This is a genomic window from Paraburkholderia sp. J94, assembly GCF_905220285.1.
Taxonomy (GTDB): domain Bacteria; phylum Pseudomonadota; class Gammaproteobacteria; order Burkholderiales; family Burkholderiaceae; genus Paraburkholderia; species Paraburkholderia tropica_A.
In genome coordinates this window covers 19092-39232 of record NZ_CAJMZH010000011.1, presented here as the reverse complement: position 1 = coordinate 39232, position 20141 = coordinate 19092, and the positions used below count along the sequence as shown (strand labels likewise).

Annotated in this window: 19 protein-coding genes; 3 read left to right on the top strand and 16 right to left on the bottom strand. The window is 64.8% G+C overall.

All coding sequences use genetic code 11. The annotated features are described in order from the left end of the window. Positions 1-54: 54 nt before the first annotated feature. The 15 genes from U4Y88_RS23515 to U4Y88_RS23445 form a co-directional block, all read right to left on the bottom strand. Positions 55-1200, bottom strand: coding sequence for a porin (locus tag U4Y88_RS23515; protein ID WP_224012927.1), 1146 nt, complete (start codon positions 1198-1200; stop codon positions 55-57). Between the two features lie 106 nt (positions 1201-1306). Further along, the gene (locus tag U4Y88_RS23510) at positions 1307-2521 is read right to left on the bottom strand and encodes an MFS transporter (protein WP_321786776.1); all 1215 of its coding nucleotides are present in this window, start codon (positions 2519-2521) and stop codon (positions 1307-1309) included. Between the two features lie 82 nt (positions 2522-2603). Next, the gene (locus U4Y88_RS23505; protein WP_224012925.1) at positions 2604-3440 is read right to left on the bottom strand and encodes an amidohydrolase family protein; all 837 of its coding nucleotides are present in this window, start codon (positions 3438-3440) and stop codon (positions 2604-2606) included. 43 nt (positions 3441-3483) lie between these two features. Beyond that, the gene (locus U4Y88_RS23500; RefSeq protein WP_321786774.1) at positions 3484-4215 is read right to left on the bottom strand and encodes a hypothetical protein; all 732 of its coding nucleotides are present in this window, start codon (positions 4213-4215) and stop codon (positions 3484-3486) included. 157 nt (positions 4216-4372) lie between these two features. Continuing rightward, positions 4373-5800, bottom strand: a complete 1428-nt coding sequence (locus tag U4Y88_RS23495; protein ID WP_321786772.1) for an MFS transporter — start codon at positions 5798-5800, stop codon at positions 4373-4375. Positions 5801-5966: 166 nt separating this feature from the next. Next, positions 5967-7217, bottom strand: a complete 1251-nt coding sequence (locus U4Y88_RS23490) for an MFS transporter (RefSeq protein ID WP_321786770.1) — start codon at positions 7215-7217, stop codon at positions 5967-5969. 142 nt (positions 7218-7359) lie between these two features. Continuing rightward, positions 7360-8664 (bottom strand): LysR family transcriptional regulator, encoded by a 1305-nt coding sequence (locus U4Y88_RS23485; protein ID WP_224012921.1) that lies wholly within the window; start codon positions 8662-8664, stop codon positions 7360-7362. A 36-nt stretch (positions 8665-8700) separates the two neighbouring features. Then, positions 8701-9558 carry a fumarylacetoacetate hydrolase family protein gene (locus U4Y88_RS23480; RefSeq protein WP_224012920.1) on the bottom strand — a complete coding sequence of 286 codons (858 nt, stop codon included), beginning with the start codon at positions 9556-9558 and terminating at the stop codon, positions 8701-8703. A 53-nt stretch (positions 9559-9611) separates the two neighbouring features. Further along, positions 9612-10391, bottom strand: a complete 780-nt coding sequence (locus tag U4Y88_RS23475) for an SDR family oxidoreductase (RefSeq protein WP_321786768.1) — start codon at positions 10389-10391, stop codon at positions 9612-9614. A 24-nt stretch (positions 10392-10415) separates the two neighbouring features. Continuing rightward, a complete protein-coding gene (locus tag U4Y88_RS23470; RefSeq protein WP_321786766.1) occupies positions 10416-11426 on the bottom strand; it encodes an amidohydrolase family protein in 1011 nt (336 codons plus the stop codon). A gap of 39 nt (positions 11427-11465) precedes the next feature. Beyond that, positions 11466-12398 carry a VOC family protein gene (locus U4Y88_RS23465; RefSeq protein WP_321786764.1) on the bottom strand — a complete coding sequence of 311 codons (933 nt, stop codon included), beginning with the start codon at positions 12396-12398 and terminating at the stop codon, positions 11466-11468. Between the two features lie 35 nt (positions 12399-12433). Then, entirely contained in the window at positions 12434-13330 is an 897-nt protein-coding gene (locus tag U4Y88_RS23460; RefSeq protein WP_321786762.1) for a phosphate ABC transporter substrate-binding protein, read from the bottom strand. Positions 13331-13355: 25 nt separating this feature from the next. After that, positions 13356-14294, bottom strand: a complete 939-nt coding sequence (locus U4Y88_RS23455; RefSeq protein WP_321786760.1) for an ABC transporter substrate-binding protein — start codon at positions 14292-14294, stop codon at positions 13356-13358. A 33-nt stretch (positions 14295-14327) separates the two neighbouring features. Next, positions 14328-15188, bottom strand: coding sequence for an HpcH/HpaI aldolase family protein (locus U4Y88_RS23450; protein WP_321786758.1), 861 nt, complete (start codon positions 15186-15188; stop codon positions 14328-14330). A 17-nt stretch (positions 15189-15205) separates the two neighbouring features. Further along, entirely contained in the window at positions 15206-16246 is a 1041-nt protein-coding gene (locus U4Y88_RS23445; RefSeq protein WP_321786756.1) for a hypothetical protein, read from the bottom strand. A 375-nt stretch (positions 16247-16621) separates the two neighbouring features. Here U4Y88_RS23445 and U4Y88_RS23440 point away from each other — a divergent pair, with 375 nt between their 5' ends. Further along, positions 16622-16846, top strand: coding sequence for a hypothetical protein (locus tag U4Y88_RS23440; RefSeq protein ID WP_321786754.1), 225 nt, complete (start codon positions 16622-16624; stop codon positions 16844-16846). Beyond that, positions 16843-17076 (top strand): hypothetical protein, encoded by a 234-nt coding sequence (locus U4Y88_RS23435; protein WP_321786752.1) that lies wholly within the window; start codon positions 16843-16845, stop codon positions 17074-17076. Before U4Y88_RS23440 ends, U4Y88_RS23435 begins: the two co-directional genes overlap by 4 nt. Before the next feature lies 1 nt (position 17077). Here U4Y88_RS23435 and U4Y88_RS23430 read toward each other — a convergent pair whose 3' ends face one another. After that, on the bottom strand, positions 17078-18415 hold the full coding sequence (locus U4Y88_RS23430; RefSeq protein WP_321786750.1) for an MFS transporter: 1338 nt from the start codon (positions 18413-18415) through the stop codon (positions 17078-17080). A gap of 542 nt (positions 18416-18957) precedes the next feature. On the opposite strand from U4Y88_RS23430, the gene dinB reads away from it, so the two are divergent. After that, a complete protein-coding gene (gene dinB, locus U4Y88_RS23425) occupies positions 18958-20118 on the top strand; it encodes a DNA polymerase IV (RefSeq protein ID WP_321786748.1) in 1161 nt (386 codons plus the stop codon). The last annotated feature ends 23 nt before the right edge of the window (positions 20119-20141 follow it).

Below are 20141 nucleotides of genomic sequence, written 5' to 3'. Positions count from 1 at the left end.
TGACGCCGAGCTAAACCGCCCGCGCCAGCAGCGGCCGCCCGGCGTCATCCACGCTTAGAAGCGGTGCATGATGCCGGTCTCGACCAGCGTCTGACTTTGACTGGACGATGGCGCCGCGGTGTAGATCTGCGCATACGTGCCGGGACCACTGGCACGCTGATAAATCCCGGCCACGTAAAGCTCGGTGCGTTTGGACAGGAAATAATGGGCCGCGAGATCGAGCTGGTTATAGTGAATCGAACGCGCGGATGAATAATTACCGAGCGTGTAGACGTATGAAAGCCCTAATTCCACGAAGGGCGTGATGAACTTGTATGCCGAGGCTTCGAAGTTCTGCAAGCGCAGTCCAGTCGAATCCGAATAGTTGAACAGCACGTTCGTGTAGTTGCCGAGCACGTGGAACGAGCCGAAATCGTAGCTGCCACCCACGCCCATGATGCGCTGTTCATCCGTGCCCGCGCCATGCAGACTCGTCACGAACGGCGAGCTGAATCCCCAACCGGTACTATCCACTGCGCCGCTCGTCAGGTTCGACGGCACGGCATTGCTGCGCCGGTTGAATTCGGTGATCGCAGCCGCCACTTTCAACGGACCGTGCTCATACGAAATCGAGCCGCTGAAGCCGTTGTTGTTCGCGAACTCGGTCGAATTGGAAAACGCGTAGCTGCCTGCGAATTTAAACCCGTACCAGTTCGGCGACGCATAGCGCACGGAGTTGTTGAAGCGGTTGGTGAAGAACATATTGTCGTTGTCGCCGATATGCGCGCCGTAGCCCGCGAACACGTTCGACGCCGTGGTGAAATACATCGTGCTGGTCATCTCTTCGTACTGGCGGCCCATCGTCAAGGAGCCCGCGCGGTCGTTGCTCAGCCCCACCCAGGCCTGCCGTCCGAAGATGCCGCCGTTAAGCTGCGCGCCATTCGTGACGTTGAAACCGTTCTCCAATGTGAAAATGGCTTTCGTGCCGCCACCCAGATCCTCCACACCGCGAAAGCCGAAACGCGGCGGCATCATCCCGGCGTTCGACAACGCGAACAGATGATTGCCCTTGGCGTTGCTCACATATTCGAGCGATTCCGAAATCACGCCATAGAGCGTGATGCTGCTCTGTGCGTGCGCCGTACCCACGCCGCCGAGCATCGAAGCGATGCATAGGCCCAGCACGCGCTTGCGCAGCATGCGAAATTTCCGCTGATCCATCTTGTCTCCTTAGTCATCCTGATTGTTTTATCGACTACTTGTCTTGTTCGCGTCCCTTGCCGCAACGATGATTTCGACTGCGGCAAGGGCGGTACAACGGGTTGTGTCAGTTGCCTCCTGCCACCGTGGGTGCGGGCGCGCCCGTCTCGTTCGTCCGCGCCTGCGCGCGTCCCCAGATTGGCAACGGCGCGAGTTGCAGCAGCGTGGCAAGCAGCACGAAGCCGATCCGCACGGTCCAGCCGCTTTCGTGGAAACTCGCGAAGATCGCGGGCGGCCCGAGCAGGACGCCCAGATAAGTCGCCTGCGCCACGAGTCCGCTGGTTGCGCCCATCGTCGCGAGGCTCGGCGCGGCGGCCGGCACCATCGTCCAGATGAGACCGTTCACGAGGCCAATGCCCAGCGAGAAGACGCAGACGGCCACCACAGCGCCGCCGAAGCCCGTCATCGGCAGATAGAGCGCGACGCCGCCCAGCAGCGCGACCACTCCGCCCACCGACGCGAGCAGGCGCGCACCGACGCCGCCCTTGAGCAGATGGCCGACGCAGAGGCAGCCGACGCACACGAACACTTCCGCCACCGTCCCCACGCCGGCCGCCGTGCGGATCGGTACGCCAAATGTCTTCGCCAGATAAACCGTGAGCGCCGCCATGATGCCGGTCTGAATGAACGCCGAGGCGCCCGACGCGAGCGCCACGCGATATGGACGCGGGCTCCTGAGCACGGTCCAGATGTCCGCGAGACGGCGCGCCGGCAGGTTGCGCGCCTTGCCCGGCAGCAGAAAGCCCGCAAGCGCCAGCGCCGCCATCAGGATCGCGTGGCCGCCGAACGCCCAGCGCCACATCTCGCCGCGCTGCGCGAGCGGCGCAACGACACTCAGCGTGAGGCCGATGCCCACCGCCGTGTGCGAGGTCCACAGACCGAGCGCGATGCCCCGGCGCGCGCCCGTCGTCGTGCGCATGATGAGCGTCACCGCGCCGACCGTCAGCGAGAGATAGCCGACGCCTTCGAGCAGCCGCCACGCGAACAGCGACGTCACGTCGTGCGCGAACACCACGCCCAGATTGCCCGCGAGCCCGAACAGCGACCCGCCGACGATCACGCGCTTGTCGCCGATACGGTCGACGACCCAGCCGCCGAACAGCGCGAAGACCGCCGTGATGAGCGAGGGAATCGAGATGACCCAGCCCGCTGCGGCATGAGAGAGCCCGAACTGCCGCGCGATATCGCCGATGACGGGCACCGACTGCGTGACGAGCGAAGTCGCAACGGTGCCGTACAGATACAGCAAAAGGATGCAGGGCCAGCTGCCTGGGGTAAGCATGATGTTGTCTCCGATCTATGTTTTTGTGGCGCTGCCGTAACCGCTTCAGCGGCCGTCGATGCGGCCGGCATGAACCCGGCAATTATGCGGCAAGCGTCGCGCCCGCGGCGGCGCCCGTCTGCCAGTCGAGCAGGCGGCAGAGATTGCCGCCCATGACGTCCGCGCGTTCGGCCTCGGACAGCCACGGCAGCGCCTCGCTGAAGTGCGTCACGCACTGCCGGTACGGATGATGCAGCCGCGAAAAATCGCTGGCCCACACGATGCGCTGCGCGCCGAAGGCATCGAAGATCTGCCGCAAGGTCGGCTCGATCGAGCGGAACGGCCAGGGATCGAGCGCGTAATCGCCGACGCCCGCCGCCTTCACCGACACGTTCGGATAGCGCGCGAGCGCGAGCAGCGCGGGCAGATGATCGAACGCCGCCGGCCCGCTCGCGCCACGCGGCACGCCGAGGTGATCGACGATCAGACGCAGCCGCGGAAAGCGCCGCGCGATGGACTCCGCTTCGCCGAGCGCGCCCGGCACATGCAGCGCGATGACGAGCCCGCTTTCCTGAGCCAGAGGCCAGACGCGCTCGTAGCGCCCCTCGAGCAGCGGCGCGATGCGTTCCGGCGTGTTGAACAGAAAGCGCACGCCGCGCATGCCCGGCGTGTCCTGCCAGCGCGCGAGCGCGGCGACCGGGTCTTCGCAGTCGGCGGGCAGCAGGCCCATGACCGCGAAACGATCCGGCTCCGCCTGAGCCAGCGCGAGCGAGTACGCGTTGCCTTCCGGGTCCCAAAGCGGCGGCACGAGCAGGACGCGGTCCACGCCCGCGCGCGCCATTTCGTCCACGAGGACGTCGCGCGTGACCGGCGCGCGGCGATGATGGCCGGTCGAATTTCCGCTCACCCATGCGTGCACCTGGGCATCGACGATTTGCATGCTGTTTTCCTTCAATTTCAAAGTTGATCTGGGCTGCCCGGCTTCATGCTTCGGCGCGTGCGCCGGCGAACAGCCGACCAGCGCCCTCGATGCGGCCCCGCCAGCCCGCGAGCCGCAACACGGCCCAGAGCGTGGCCTGATTACTCGTCACCACGGGCAGGCCGAGCGACGTTTCCAGTTCGTGCGCGGCCTCGAAGGCCCGCACGTTCGCGCACGAGAGCAGGACCGCGCTGATGTCGGCGTCGATCTGCTCGCGCACGATGGCGGCGATGCGCTGCGGCGTCATCAGCGCGGCTTCCTTCGCGTCGGTGAAGCCGAGCGAGACCGTGCGCGCGACATCGTGACCCGACGCTTCGAGCGATTCGCGTTCGATGCGCGAGAACACATCCGCGAAGGGGCAAACATGCAGAATGCGTTCGCAGCGCAGCGCCGCCAGCGCTTCCTTGATCGCGACCATCGTGTTCGTCGCGGGCAGGCCGAGACGTTCGCCCAGACGCTGCGCGAGCACCGCGTCGCCCTGCGCGCCGTTCGCCACGCTCGCGCCCGTGCAGTTGAACACCACCGCATCCGGCGACAGATCCTTCAGGTAGTCCGCCTCGTCGGCGGCTTCGAGCCAGGCGCGTTGCAGGCTCTCCATCGTCACGCGGCCGCCCTCCTTTCTCAGCCGGATGCGATGCACGTGATACGCCACGTCGTCGGGACAGAACAGGCGGAAATCATCCTCGGCGATGGTGTTCAGCGACGGCACCACCATGCCCACGCGTACTTTCTTCATCTCGTTCCTCGTTGCTTGCCAATGCCGCGCTCACGCCTAAAAGCGCTGCGGGCTCGAATTCAGTGTATTTTTCGGCGCTTTGCGCCACCAATCGGAAAACGGCCGTCGCGATTCGTTTTTTCTGAATCGACGCGATCGCGCCGGAACGTGATCGTTCTCACTGCCCGCCGCGGTCGTTGGCCGGTGCCATGACGGCGGGTGTCTCGCGCTGCTCGAAGCTTTCGTCGAGCGCTTCCAGCGTCTTGCCGCGCGCCTCGATCCCGACGAACAGATAGGTCACGCCGCACAGCAGCAGACACAGCGCGAGAAACTGGAACGCCGGTACGATCACGCCGAGCGTCGCCGAAGGCATCACCATGTTGCTCGACCCGGCGACCCACGCGAGCCCGATCGGCCCGATCATCTTGCCGATGGAACCGGTGAGCCCGGCGTAGCCCGCGCCGCTGCCGCGCAGGCGCGTCGGCCAGATTTCCGTCGAGTAGACGGCGCAGACCGAGAAGCTGCCGTCGGCGAACACGAAGGCGAGCAGCAGCGGCAGCCAGAACCACGCGGGCGTGAGCAGGTCGCCGTGTCCCACGTAGCCCGCGCACAGCGCCGCGAGCGCCGCGCCGATCGCGAACCAGCCGCCCGTGCGGCGGCGGCCGAAGCGATCCGCGAGATACGCCGCCGCGAGACGCGAAACGATGCCGCACACGCTGAAGCCGATCATCAGACGCGACGCGCCAGCGGGTGTGAGCGATTGCACCTGGGCGAGCAGGGTCGGCGCCCACAGCACGATGCCGTAGTAGCCCGCGATCAGTCCGATGTTGACGAGCGTGGCCGTCACGACGCTGCGCGGATACGCGAAGATCCCGGACCAGCGCGCGGGCGGCGCGGCGCGAACCGGCGTCTCGCTGTCACGCCATTGCACCTCGGCGCCCAGCGCCCACTGCACCGACCGCCGCGCTTCCTCGCGGCGTCCTTGCAGGTTCAGCCAGCGCGGCGATTCAGGCACGTAGAACGCACCGATCAGTGCAACGATTGCAGGCGCGGCGCCGAGCGCGAACGTCAAACGCCAGCCGATGGCGGGAATCACGAACGCGCCGCTGAATGCGCCGAGCAACAGTCCGCAGGTGGTGATCGCCGACACGACGCCCGTGAGCACGGCGCGTCGGCGCGGCGGAATGAATTCGTTGACGAGCGCGATCTGGATGAAATAGCCGCCGGTGCAAAAGCCGATCACGGTGCGCAGCGCGGCCATGTAGATCCAGCCGCCCGCCGGCGTGAACGCGAGGCCGAGGCTCATCGCCGCGAGCAGCAGCAGCGAGGCCACGAACACGGGCTTGCGGCCGAGCCGGTCGGCCATCATGCCCCACACCACGCCGCCCACGATCGCGCCCGCGCCGGACGCCAGCAGCACCGCGCCCATCATCCCGTATGTCATGCCCCACGGCTTGACGAGGAACGCCATGATGAAACCGATCAGGTACGCGTCCCAGAACTCCAGCATGCTGCCGACGCCGATCAGCGCGAGCAGCATGCGCTGGTTGCGGCTCAAGCTGCGTTGATCCTGAAAAGGGCTCTGCCCGCTTTGTATGAACTGCATCTCGACCTCCGTCTCCTGAGAGGCGTGCCGCCCATGTGGTGCGGCGCCTGTGTCATTGTCAGGATTCCGATTCTAGTGACGGGTCGAGTTCACGCGGCATAGGAAAAGAGCGCGTGGTCATCAGTTGTTGCTGTGCAGTTCGGCGAGGGCCGCAACGCGTGCGCGTTCAGGCGTCCAGCGTCTTGCGTTCGCGCAGTTGCGGAAAGCGCCACGCCCAGGCGAGCGCGACGCAACACGTCAGCGCGCCGCCCAGAACGACCGCGCCGACCGGCCCGATCATGCTGGCGAGCGAGCCCGATTCGAACTCGCCCAGCTGATTGCTAGCGCCGACGAAAATCGCGTTGACGGCGCTCACGCGCCCGCGCATGTCGTCGGGCGTTTCGAGTTGCACCAGCGTCTGGCGGATCACCACACTCACCATGTCCGCCGCGCCGGTCACGACGAGCGCGAGCATCGAGAGCACGAGGTTCGTCGAGACACCGAATACGACTGTCGCGAGACCGAACACGCCGATCGCCGCCAGCAAGGTGACGCCGACGCGCCGTCGCGGCGGATGACGCACGAGCCAGAGCGACATCGCGAAAGCACCGATGGCGGGCGCGGCGCGCAGCCAGCCGAGCATCGCGGGGCCGCCGTGCAGAATGGTGTCGGCGTAGATCGGCAACAGCGCCACAGCACCGCCGAACAGCACGGCAAAGAGATCGAGGCTGATGGCCGCGAGCACCACCGGCTTGCGCCACACGAACACGAGGCCGCCCGCGAGTTCGCCGAGCGACGCGCCCTTTTTCACGCGCGCAGGCTCCGACGCGTGCGCGCGCAATCGCGCCGCCATCACGAGCCCGGCGAGAAACAGCAGCGCGGCAATGCCATACACGACGCCGATGCCGAGACTCACGAGCAGACCGCCCAGCGCGGGGCCGAGGATCACGCTCGACTGCGAACCGGTGGAGACGGCCGCCATCGCACGGCTCAGCGCGGCGGGCGGCACCGTGGCGGGCACGAGCGCCTGTAGCGCGGGCATCTGAAACGCGCGCGCGGCGCCGAGCAGCAGCGACGCGTACAACAGGCCATCGCGCGTGAGGCCATGGCGGTACGTGGCCCACGTCATCGCCGCGGCGATGAGCCCTTGCACGAGCAGGCAGACGAGCACGATGCGCGCGCGCGGCCAGCAATCGGCCGCGTGTCCCGCAGGCAAGGTCAGCAACAGCACGGGAACGAACTGATAGAGCCCGACCAGCGCGAGTGCCCACGCATCGTGCGTGAGCGCGTACATCTGCCAGCCGATGGCGACGAACAGCATCTGGATGCTCACTGTCCACGCGACGCGCACGGCGAGCAGGCAGCGAAACGGCGCACAGGCGAACAGCCGGACATCCGCGCGCGCGGACGCGAAGGCGACGGAGGAGTCAGTCGACATGAGAGGGCAATCCACAGGAAAAACGCGCGCAGCCGGGCGGCGCATCGGCCGATGCGCGCGTGTAAAGAGGCGGGAAAATACGCTTTGACGCGCGTCGAGCGACGCGTGGAATCTCAGCGGGAACGCGGTCAGGCGCTGACGGTCAGCGCTCCGAAAACGGCGGCTCGCCCTGCCCGCCCGTCATCGCCAGCGCATTGCGGCGCACGCTGCGCAGAAAGGTCTCCTGCACATCGTTGGGCTGCCAGTCGCGCCGCGCCGTGATGCCGACCACCGGACCGTCCCACGGCACGTCGATCATCAGCGGCGCGAGCAGCCCGAAACGCCGCTCGCTCAGCACCTCGGTCCAGCTCAGCACCGTCAGCATGTCGCTATCGAACAGCGTGATGCGGATCGTCGAGAGCGAATAGGTTTCGATGCTCGCAAACGGCGTCGCGCCATCGGAAAACACGTATTCGTAGGCTTCGCGGCGCGGCGAACTGCGCGGCGGCACGATCCACTGATAGTTGCGCAGCGCGTCCGCCGTCACGACGGTCTCGCGCGCGAGCGGATGATCCCGGCGCGCGACCACGCAATAGCGCTCGTGATAAAGCGGCGACTCGACGAAATCGAACGACGCATCCGGCTGCTTGAGCACGCCCAGCATGAAGTCGATTTCGCCGCGCAGCAGTTTCGTGAGCAACTGATCGTAGGTGCCGTTGATCACCACCACGCGCGCATCGGGAAACTGCGCGCTCAACTCGCGGATCGCGCTCACGATCAGAATCGACGGATCGAGCAGCAGCACGCCCACCGTCACGCTCAGTTCGCGCGGAAACTGATACGCGTGCAGCGCGTCGGTCATCGCGGCGATCAGGTTCGAGATCGTCTTGAGCTGGCGCGCGAAGGTCTTGCCGGCCTCGGTCGTCGTGACGCCCGAGGCCGAATGGCGGTAAAGCGGTGCGCCGAGATTCTGTTCGAGCGTGCGCGCGGCGCGCTGCAACGACGCCTCGGTGATGCTGAGCAGGCGCGCCGCCGCGCGAAACGAGCCGCACTCCGCGATGGCGATCAGGCAGCGCATCTGCGTGCGCGTGATGCCGCCCACCAGCACCGCCGCCGCGACGTTGCGAGTGCTGCCCACCTCGCTCACCGCGTCCTGCGCCGCTTGCAGGATCTTGCGCGTGCGCACCAGCGCCGCCACACCCGCAGGCGCCAGCCACGTGCCCGTGGTCGAGCGCTCGAACAGGCTCACGCCCATCAGCGATTCGAACGCCGCGAGACACGAGGTGGTCGCCGGCTGCGAACGCAGCAACTCCTGCGAAGCCTGCGTCACGTTCTCATGCCGCGCGACCGCCTCGAACACGCGCAACTGCCAGAGACTCGGCTGTTCGACCGCGGCTTCAATCTGCTCGATGGGTGACGCCACGACCGATGCCATGATGCCGCTTTCCGATAAGGAGAAGGTTTCCATATAGCACAGCGCTCCGGCAGTGCGCGACCAGGTTTCCTACCCGGTCACGCGGTTGCGCAGCGTACCGATGCGCTCGATGGTGATTGCGCATTCGTCGCCGGGCTTCATGAAAACGGGCGGCGTGCGCGAGAAACCGACGCCGCTCGGCGTGCCCGTCGCGAGAATATCGCCTGCGTGCAGCGGCGCAATCGACGAGACATATTCGATGAAGCGCGGAATCTTGTGCACCATGCTCGCCGCCGTGTCGTCCTGCATGATCTGACCATTGAGCGTCGTCTGGATGCGCAGCGCCCCGACGTCGCCGACTTCATCGCGCGGCACGATCCAGGGACCGATCGCCCCGCTCTGATAGAAGTTCTTGCCCGGCGTGATCTGGCGCGTATGGAACTGCCAGTCGCGCACGCTGCCCTCGTTCATGATCGTGTAGCCCGCCACGTGCTCGAACGCGTTCTCCGCCTTCACGCGATAACCGGGCTTGCCGATCACCACGACGAGTTCGCCCTCGTAGTCGAACTGCTCGCTCACGCCCGGATGGCGCAGCGCCTGGCCGTGGCCGACGAGCGAGTCGCTGGCGCGCGCGAACAGCGCCGGCTGCTTCGGCAATTCCTGCACGCGTCCCGCGCCCTGCACTTCGTTGTGGTGCTCGACGTAGTTGAGCGCGAGGCACCAGATATGGACCGGATGCGCGATCGGCGGCAAGAAGGTGATGTCGGCGAGCGCGTAATCGGGACGCGCATCGGCCTGCGCGAACGCCTCGCGCGGCAGGTCCGCTTCGCAGAACGCCTTGAGCGTCGGGAAGCGATCGCCGATGCGCTTGCCGAGATCGATCACGTTATCGCCGTCGACGATGCCCCACGTCTCGCGGCCGTCAACCAGAAAGCTTGCATATTTCATGCGGTTTCTCCTCACTATTACGATTTGCGGATGGCGCTCAAACGCGACGGGACTCAGACGAGCCCGGCGTAAGAACCGCCGTCGAGTTGCAGGTTCTGTCCCGAGATGAAGCCCGCCTGCGCGCTGCACAGGAAGGCGCAGGCGTCGCCGAATTCCATCGGATCGCCGAGGCGTTTCGCGGCGATCGTCGCGGCAATGCGCTGCTTCGCTTCGGCGATCGTGATGCCGTCCTTCTTCGACATGCGATCGGCCATATAGCGCTGACGATCGGTGTCGAAACGTTCGGGCAGCATGTTGTTGATCGTGACGTTATCGACCACCGAATCGCGCTGCACCGACTTGCTGAGCGCCGTGAGCCCCGCGCGCACGGCGGCGGACAGCCCCATCGTCGCGCTCGGCGACTTCACCATCGCCGAGGTGATGTTGACGATGCGGCCGAACTTGCGGCTGCGCATGCCGGGCACGAAGTGCTTGATCAGGAAGATCGGGGCGAGCATGTTGCCTTCGACTGCGCCGAGCCAGTCCTCGCGGCTCCAGTCGGCGATCTTGCCCGGCTCCGGGCCCGCGTTGTTGTTGACGAGAATGTCCGGCTCCGGGCAGGCGGCCGCGAGCGCCTCGCGCCCCGCTTCGGTGGTCAGATCGGCGACCACGATCTCCGGGCGGTTGCCCGTGGCCGCCTCGATCTGCTGCGCGGCCGTTTCCAGCGCGTCGGCGTGACGTCCGTTGATGAAGACGCGGCATCCTTCGCGCGCCAGCGCCGTGGCGCAGGCGAGTCCGAGGCCGCGCGACGAGGCGCATACGAGCGCCGTCTTTCCGGCGATTCCAAGATTCATGTGGCTCTCTCTGGGAGGTGTCGATCAGTCCTGGCAGCGATACTTCAGGCCGGGATAGACATGCAGGGCGTTGTTGCAGAACACGTCGTGGCGATACGCGTCGCACAGATGCGGCGTGGCGCTCACGTAGCGGCGCGTGTCGTCGTAGTTATGGCCGGTGCGCGGATCGACGCCCTTGACCGCGCCGATCATCTCCGAGCCGAACAGGATGTTCCGGTGCGGCACGACTTCGGCAAGCAGGTTCACGCCCGCCTGGTGATACACGCAGGTGTCGAAGAACAGGTTGTTCATCAGGCCGTCTTCGAGCGTCTTGAAGCCCATGTCCTGCGCGAGTCCGCGATAGCGTCCCCAGTGATACGGCACCGCGCCGCCGCCGTGCGGAATGACGAAGCGCAGCGTCGGGAAGTCCTCGAACAATTGCGGCGCGAGCAGGAATTGCATGAACGCCGTGGTGTCGCCGTTCAGATAGTGCGCGCCGACGTGGTGGAAGCACGGATTGCACGAACTGCTCACGTGGATCATCGCCGGCACGTCGAGTTCGACCATCTTCTCGTAGAGCGGGTAATAGCGGCGGTCGGTGAGCGGCGAATCGGTCCAGTAGCCGCCCGACGGATCGGGATTCAGATTGCAGCCGACGAAACCGAGTTCGGTCACGCAGCGCTCCAGCTCCGCGACACACGCGCTCACGTCCTTGCCCGGCGATTGCGGCAACTGGCACACGCCGGCGAAATTGCGCGGATAAAGCTGCACGACGCGATGAATCAGGTCGTTGCAGACGCGCGCCCATTCGATGCCCTGCTCGAGCGTGCCGAGGTGATGGCCCATCTGTCCCGCGATCGGCGAGAACAGCGTGAGGTCGAGGCCGCGCTCGCGCTGCGCCTTGAGCTGGCCGTTTTCGAGCGCGTCGCGCAGTTCGTCGTCGCTGATGTCGAGCGGCGCGCCGTAGACGGGGCCTGCGTGTTCGAGCTGACGGCGGCGCCATTCGTGCAGCGCCTTGGGAACGGTCGTGAAGTGACCGTGACAATCGATGATCATGGCATTCGGCCTGGTAATGAAAGTGAAAGTGACGATTGATCAGTCCTGCCAGGCAACGATCGGCGTGGCCTGTTTGACGAAGCGCTCGGGCGGCTTTTCGCCCGTGTCGTAGCTCATGCCGTCACCGATGCGGATGCGGTTGAACCCGCTCGCCGCGGTCATGCGCTCCTGCGAGATCCAGTGTTCGTGCATCTGCCCGAACGGGCTCATCCAGTAGTCGAAAATCTGGCTGCCGAGCGCGTGTCGGCCAATGCCGCGCACGTGGTCGTATTCGCGCTGCGCGAGATGGTCGTAGCCGAAGAAAATATCGTCGACGCCTTCCACCTGATACGAGACGTGATGCAATCCCGCGCGCGGGCCGCGCAGCAGAAACACGACGTGATGATCGACCGCCGTCTCGCCGAGATCAACGCGGCTGAAGCGGCCGATCACGTTGTCGGGTTCGCCGACGAACAGCTCGTCGGTCGGCAGCAGACCGAGCGTGCGCTGATACCACGCGATCGACTGCTGCAATTGCGGCGTGGCGAACGCCGTATGCGCGATGCGCTCCACGCGCGCCGCGCCGAGCGCGCGGCTTTCGCCCGTCTCGCCGCGTACGAGCGCACGCGGTGTCAGACGCGCTACCGGCTCGCGCGCCGTGACGAATTCGAGCCAGAAACCGTCCGGGTCCTGCACGCGCACGCGCTGGCCGCCGCCGGGACCGTCGATCTGTTCGATGCCGCGCGCGCCGGGCAGCTTCGCCACCTCGCCGAGCAGCGCGGCGTCGCGCAGTTCATAGGCGCAACTCACGACGCCGGGGTCGCCCAGTTCGGTCACGTGCAGGAAAGGCGCTTCGCCCACGCCGCGCATGTAGAGGCGCTGGGCGTCGCGATGGACTTTCACCATGCCGAAGTCGGTGAGAAAGGCTTCCATGCGCCCGAGGTCGGGGGCGCTCAGCCGGACATAGGCGATGCCTGAAATGGTCGAGGCCAAGTGTGTCTCCTTGCGTGCGTCAGTTCTTCGATGCGTCAGGCCAGGATATCCAGCACCGGGCCATACAACTCTTCCAGCGTATAGCGGCGCGTGATGAGCCGCTGTTCGAATGCGTACCGTATCGCCAGTTCGAGAGCCGGCGCCAGTTCCGCAAAACCCTTAGGCTGCAGATCGACGCCGCCCGGCGGCTTGCCCGCGAGCGCGCGTTCGCGCGCCTCGCACAGCAGCCGGTAGATTTCGCGCACCGCATCGGGCCGTGACTCGGCCAGCGAGCGCTTGACCGTGACCACGTGGTTGATCGGCACTGCATGCGTGCGCGCGTGCCAGGCCGTCGCCGCTTCGGCGGGCGCGGGAATCAGCGCCCGGATGCCCGGCTCGCCCGACAGCCCGCCGCCCGCGATGATGGCGTCCACTTCGCCCGCGCGCAGCATCGCTTCGAGACTCGCCGTGGAGGCGAGCCGCGAAACCCACGCGGGCTCCGCGTAGTCCGCGACGTGCGCCTCTTCCTGGCTCAGCCATTGCACATCGGCAAGCTGCACGCCGTAGTCGTCGGTGAGGATGCCGCGCACCCAGGTGGGCGTGGTCTGCGTGTAGGCGCGCATCGCCACACGGCGGCCGGCCAGCTCGCGCGCCGTGAACGTCGCGCCGTCTCGCACGACGAGGCTCTTGTGATGGAACCCGCCATTCATCACGAACGGCAGCATCACATAGGGTTTGCCCGCCTCGAAAGCCTGCAGGAAGGTGACGATGGCGAGTTCGGCCACGTCGTATTTCTCGTGACGCACCACATCCTTGAAGGCCTTCTGCGCGGTATCCACGTCGGCGAAATCGAGTCGCACGAGCGGCGAGGCAAGCGTGGCGTCCTTGAGCGGCTGGGTCTTGGGATACGTGCCCAGCATCGTGGACACGGAAAGCAGGGAAGCGGTATTCATCGTTTCCTCGATAAGCATGCTGTGACTAGACCGCGTTCGGGTCGAGAAACGCCGCGGCGAGCGGCGGACGCTGCGCGATCAGGCGCTGCGCGTGGGCGTAGCCCACGAGCGCCTCAAACGACTTCGCGTTCTGCGCGAGGCCATAGGGCAACGGATCGCCGACCACATCGGCAAGACGCCGGTAACGCTTGTCCTCGGGACCGTCCGCCTCCCCGCTTCGCACGCGCGCGAGATAGTTCTCCTTGGCCTGCGCGAACGCTTCGAACAGACGGCGCGGCAGATCCGGCGAGCGCTCAAGCACCTCGTTGCGAACCACGATCACGCCATGCAGCGGATAGATGCCGGTGCGCCGATACCAGTCTGCCTCGCGCGCAGCAGCGTCTTCGACCAGATCGACGAGCCGGTCGTCGAGATCCGCACCCACGCCCGCGAGACCGCCGAAGCCGGCTTGCAGCTCGCCATCGTTCATCATCTGCGCGAGCGATGCGCCGCTCGCCACGCGCCGCACGTTCGCGGGCAGCACGAAGGTCTCGACGTTCTCGTCTTCTTCCGTGAGCCACGTGACCTTGTCGAAGTCCACGCCGTATTCATCGGCGAGAATGCCGCGCGTCCACACGGCAGCCGTCACGGAATAAGCGCGCACGCCCACTGCTCGCCCTTCCAGATCTTTCGGATACCGAATTGATGAATCTTTCAGACGCTGCAAACCCGCGTGGCGAAAGCGACGCGTCATCGGCAAGGCGAGCGCCGTGATGGGCGCGCCTGCTGCGTGCGCCATCAGATACGACGTCGGCGCCATTTCGCAGATGTCGTAAGGCTGGCTGCGCGCCATGCTGCGATAGGCGTCGGGCATGCGCTTGACGTCGATGAACGCCAGTTCGGCGCCTTCCACGCGCACCGCGCCGCTGCGCAGATCCTCGACCTGACCATGACGGCCGAGAACGATGGAATATTTTTCAGTCATGTCGATATCTCCCTGTCTGCGTCGATGGCACGCTCAAACACGGTCCGCCAGTTGACGGCCCTTGTCCAGCGCACCGAAATCGCGCTTCGGGAACGTCATCAGGAAGCGATAACCTTCGTCGATGACGCGCGCCACGTTGTTCTCGTTCACGTGCGGATGGCCGACCGGAATGTTGTACGCCTTGCCGATCTCGCGCACGTGCGCCATCAGCCGCAGCAGTTCCGGGTTGTCGTATTCGCGCGGACAGCCCAGCTCCTGTGTGAGATCGCCCTCGCCGATCAGCAGCACGCCGATACCCGGCACGCGCTTGACCATCTCTTCCAGGTTCTCGATCGCTGCCGTGTCCTCGATCATCAAGGTCACGAGAATTTCGCCTTCCGGTGCAAGCGGCCAGACGTCGGCCTTGCGGTAATACTCCTGCTGCGAGAGGCCCCAATAGCGTGCAGCGGGCATCGGCGCGTCGCCGCGCAAACCGGCCGGTTCGTAAAGCGGCTTGCCCGGCAGACGCGGATAACGGCAAGCCGCCACCGCGTTATAGGCTTGCTCTGCCGTGCTGATGCGCGGCCACACGATGCCGTACGCGCCGAGATCGAGCGCCTGCTTGGCGAACCATTGGTTCATCTCGCTGCCGCTCGGCGGAATGCGCACGAGCGGCGTCATCTGGCAGGCGACCGAAGCGCTCTGCGCGATGCGCTGACGCAGCAGCAGAAACTGCATGGCGTTGCGCAGCGCGCCGATGTCCCAGGGCGTGTGTTCGAGTTCGAAGACCACGCCGTCATTCGACGACTGCGCGAAGCTGACCGCGTTCTCGATCTCGGCCTGAATGAAGGAGGTAAAGGCGATGCCGCGTCCGCTTTCCAGCGCGCGGATGATGCCGTTGAGTCGTTCCGACATGTCGATCCTCTCCGCTCTCAAAGAATGGCGCCGCAGAACGCGTCGCCTGCCTGCGCAGGCAGTTGTTTTTCCGTCCAGCTTTCGCTGCCGTCGGTCGTGAAGAACACCTGGCCGCCGCGCGTGACCGTGATCACGCCATCGGGATCGCTCACGTGCGTGCCGAAGCCCATCATCGTGCTGCGCGGCTCGACGGCCGAGTCGGCGCGCGCCCATGTCTTGCCGAGGTCGTCGCTCACATACAGCGCGCCCGCCGCGCTGCGTGACGAGATGCTGAAGCAGGCATACATTTTCTTCGGAGTGCCAAATACGAAGCGACATTCACGCGTGTATTGAAACGGCGCGAACTTCCCCACTTCGAGATCGCGGAAGGTTTTGCCCTTGTCCGTGCTTTCGAAGATGCCGAGACGGCAGATATAGAACAGCGAATCGGGCGTGGCCGACGTCGTGCAGACCGAATGGGCATCGAACATGCCTTCGGTGTCGTCATCGGTTTCGATCTTGCTCTTGAGATGCGGGGCATCGGCCAGCTTCACGAGGCCTTCGGGCTCGCCGCGCCAGGTTTCGCCGCCGTCCTCGCTGACGAGGAAACCGTTGATCTCGGCGCAGGCGTACATGATCGCGGGATTCGTCGGGTGAAACGCAATGCGCATGACGCGCGAGTGGCCGAAGCGGATCTGGAAGCGTTCAGGATGATGCGCATGGCACTTGCGCCAGGTTTCGCCGCCATCGTCGCTACGATAAACGCCGACTGGGCCGGTGCCCGCGAACAGCACGTCGGGTTTTTGCGGATGGACGACGACGGTCCAGAACTGCACGTCTTCGTCGGTCACGTTCAGCTTGTGCCACGACTCGCCGCCATCGGTCGAACGGAACACGCCCTTGCGCGCCGCCACGTAGATCACATTCTCACGCGTGGGATGCGGCGTGATCGCCTGCACCGACGCATCGGCCGGAATATCGCTCACCTGCTCCCATTCGCCGCCGGGTTCGAGTCTGAACAGCGAACCGATCGCCTCGGGCCGCGTAACGGCGGTGCCGACCAACATCAATTTGCGCATAACGCCTCCATCGTTTTCGTGCCGCGCGCCATCGGCGCGGGCCTTGTGTCGATTCATCCGGGCGGTGATCCCGGTTGTCTTCAACTGACGGAATGCAGTGTATGGCGGGGCGGCTACGCGTTGTCATTCGAAATGAGCCGTCGCGATCAGTTCTTGCTGAGTCGGGCCGCTAGGCGCGCGCACGCTGAAGAGGAAGTGGTCTGGAAGGAAAATTGAAAAGCGTTAAACGGTGGAGCGGAGGTTTCTCTGCCGTGGCCAGATGCGGGCGATCTCCATGCTCGGCATCGTCGCCTGCTGCATGACCGCCGTGATCATCTGCGCCGAGATCGATCTTTAGGTCAGGTTAGCTCGGGCACCGGCACGACCGCCACGGGCATGGAACTCGACGTGATCGCCGCGACCATCATCGGCTGCGCCAGTCTGATCGGCGGTAAAGGGCGCATCGGGGGCACCTTTGTCGACGTGCTGTTTCCTGGCGTGATCGGCAATGCACGATCCGCTATCGGCTATCGGCACATGCGGTGTGATACGAGTCGGCAGCGCAAGCCATGGCGAAGCCGACAAATCGTCCTCATCTATTCACAGGAGCCGGGAATATGAATCGCTACGATCGCCGCGAACACGCCGCGCCATCGCTGCACCCGCAGGACATTGACGCGTTCGACGCCCTGTTCGCCGATGGTTTCTCAACGGTGGTGTTTGGCCGACGACAGCATGACCCTGCCGTGGGCCAGAACGCGTACGAACGCGCAGCCACGTACACGCTCGCCAACGCAAACCGGATTTCCGCTGTTCAGCATGGGAACTCCAAGCATCGCCCCTGCGAATAAATCAAGCGGAACGCGTGATGAAATGATCGGCAGCGCCTTTGGGAAGACGAATTGCGTCGACGATACTTGCGAGCGCAACGACGCCGATAAGAACGAATGCCACCCGGTACTCGATTCCGGGACTATGCCAATCGGCGCTCAGTGCAACAAAGTGACCGAAACGCACGCCCAAAGCGCCGAGCGTAATGCCCGCCGCCATTGCAATTTGCGAAGCCGTGTTGAAGAGACTGTTAGCGTCGGACATACGCTCTTTCTGGACATCCGCATAAGCAATCGTACCGAGCACGGTGAATTGCATCGACCGCGTCATGCCGCCGAGGAAAAGCAGGAGCACCGTGACCGGCACGGGCGTGTCTTGCCGGAGCCACGCGCACGCTGCCAGGCAAACCGCACAGAACACGCCATTCCAGATCATGACCGGCCGATAGCCAAAGCGCTGCAGAATCCGCGTGGTGACCGACTTCATCGTGAGATTGCCCGCGAACACGGCGAGCACGAGCAAGCCTGAATGAAAAGCGTCGTAGCCGAAGCCAACCTGAAACATCAACGGCAGGAGAAACGGCGCGCTGCCGATCGCCATACGTGCCAGCGAACCGCCCCGCAATGCGGCGCGAAAGGTCGGAATCGAACATGCGGACAGATCGACAAGCGGGGCGCGCGAATGCAATAAATGGCGAATCGCCACGATTAAAAGCGTAATACCACCGGCCAGCATGGCGAATGCAATGACATCGAGCCTCGCATCGGCGCGCTCAAGACCCGTAAGCAACGCGAATGTCCCCGCGCCGCTTAACAGGAATCCCGACCAGTCGAAGCGGTGCGCGCGCGCTTCTCGCGCGTCGGGGATGATGAAGCACGCGACCGCCAGTGCTATCAGACCGATCGGCACGTTCAAATAAAAAATCCAGCGCCAGCCAAAGTGTGTCGTGATAAAGCCCCCGATCGGCGGCCCAAGCACAGGCGCGATAAGCGCAGGCCAGACAAGCGACTGCATCGCCGCCATTAGCCGCTCTTTCGGTGTGGAGCGCATGACAACCAGCCGGCCCACCGGCACCATCAATGCACCAGCAACGCCCTGTAGCACGCGCAATGCAACGAAAATCCCCAGCCCGTTGGACAAGCCGCACAGTGCCGACGTCAACGTGAACAATGCGATCGCGAACGCGAACACGCGGCGCGCGCCGAAGCGGTCGACCACCCAGCCGCTCGCAGGCACGAACACGCCAAGCGCGAGCAGATAGGCACTCACGCCGATATTCAGCGCGACCGCCGTTGTGCCGAACGAGCGCGCCATGGCGGGCAGCGCCGTGGCAATCACGGTGCCGTCGAGGATCTCCATGAAAAGCGCCCCTGTTACGAGAATCATGATCGCGCGGAGACGAACTGAGGAGGACGGCACGGTCTTGGCTGGGGGCAGATGAGGCATACGGTGAGCACGCGGGCGCGTCAAACAACTCTGGCCGGCGCATCAGGTGAAAATATCGAAAAACATATCTTACGATAATTTTCGGTGCTCTGCTGGACCCAAGATACGGTGTCAAATCGTGCCACGAGATCATGGCTACACACCGACACGGGTGGTCGATCACCGCGTGCCATTACCGGTTGCGCCAACGACCGCTGCCTTATATGCGCATCGGCGTGGCGTAGGTGCGGGAAGCTGATATCTTGCCGAAGCACGCCGCGCCGCAGTAAAATACTGTACAAATATACAGTCAATAAACGCCTGATAGTCTGTCTTATCTGAAGAAACTCATTCGGGGCGTTGCCGGGTTCGCCTGGCGTTGTTGTCTGCTCCGGTAGCGCAATCTCAACACCTGTTGCGCTCGACAACCCATTTGACAACTTCGAGCAAAGCCGGATTTTGGCAGGACCGTCGACATGAACAGCTCACCGTTACGCCGCATCGCGCATGTCGACATGGATGCGTTCTATGCATCGGTAGAATTACTTCGCTATCCTGAGTTACGAGGACAGCCGGTCGTCATCGGAGGTGGACGCAACGCCGAGCCGCAGTTGCAGCCCGATGGCACACGCCGCTACGCAAAGCTCCGTGACTATGCAGGGCGCGGCGTCGTGACCACGTCCACCTACGAGGCGCGCAAATTCGGCGTGTTCTCCGCCATGGGCATGATGAAGGCCGCGCAACTCGCACCCGACGCCATTCTCTTGCCCACCGACTTCGAGTCGTATCGCCACTATTCGCGGCTATTCAAAAGCGCGGTGCGCACCTTCACCGATCAGATCGAGGATCGCGGCATCGACGAAATCTATGTCGATCTCACCGACGTGGACGGCGAATCGCGCGACATCGGCGCACGCATCAAGGCCGCGGTGCGCGAGGCGACCGGCCTCACCTGCTCGATCGCCATCGCGCCCAACAAGCTGCTCGCGAAGATCGGCTCCGAACTCGACAAACCAGACGGCCTCACGCTACTCACGATGGCCGATCTCCAGGCGCGCATCTGGCCGCTGGAAGCGCGGAAGGTCAACGGTATCGGGCCGCGCGCGAGCAAGCGGCTCGAGGAACTGGGCATCGCCACGATCGGCGATCTCGCGAAGGCCGACCTCGGTCTCTTGCAGGAGCATTTCGGACGCACCTACGCGGCATGGCTCGCGCGGATTTCGCACGGCGAGGACGATCGCGCGGTGGTGGTGTCGTCGGAGCCGAAATCGATGAGCCGCGAAACGACCTTCGAGCGCGACATGCACGTTGGCCGCGACCGTGCGGTGCTCACGCCCGCGCTCACGCACCTATGCGAGCGCGTCGCGCAGGATCTGGATCGCAAAGGTTATTGCGGCCGCACGGTCGGCGTGAAAATCAAATTCGCGGACTTTAAAATCGTCACGCGCGATATTTCATTGCCGATGGCCGTGCGCGATACCGCCGCGATTCGCCGCGCGGTCGGCGCGTGTCTGAAGCGTATCGAACTCGACCGCCGCATCCGGCTGATTGGCGTGCGCGTCAGCGCGCTCGAACGGTACTCGGCGGACAGCACCATCGCGGGCGCCATCCAGGGCGAGTTGCCGTTCGGTCCTTAATGCCGTTCGGTGCTTAAGACGCG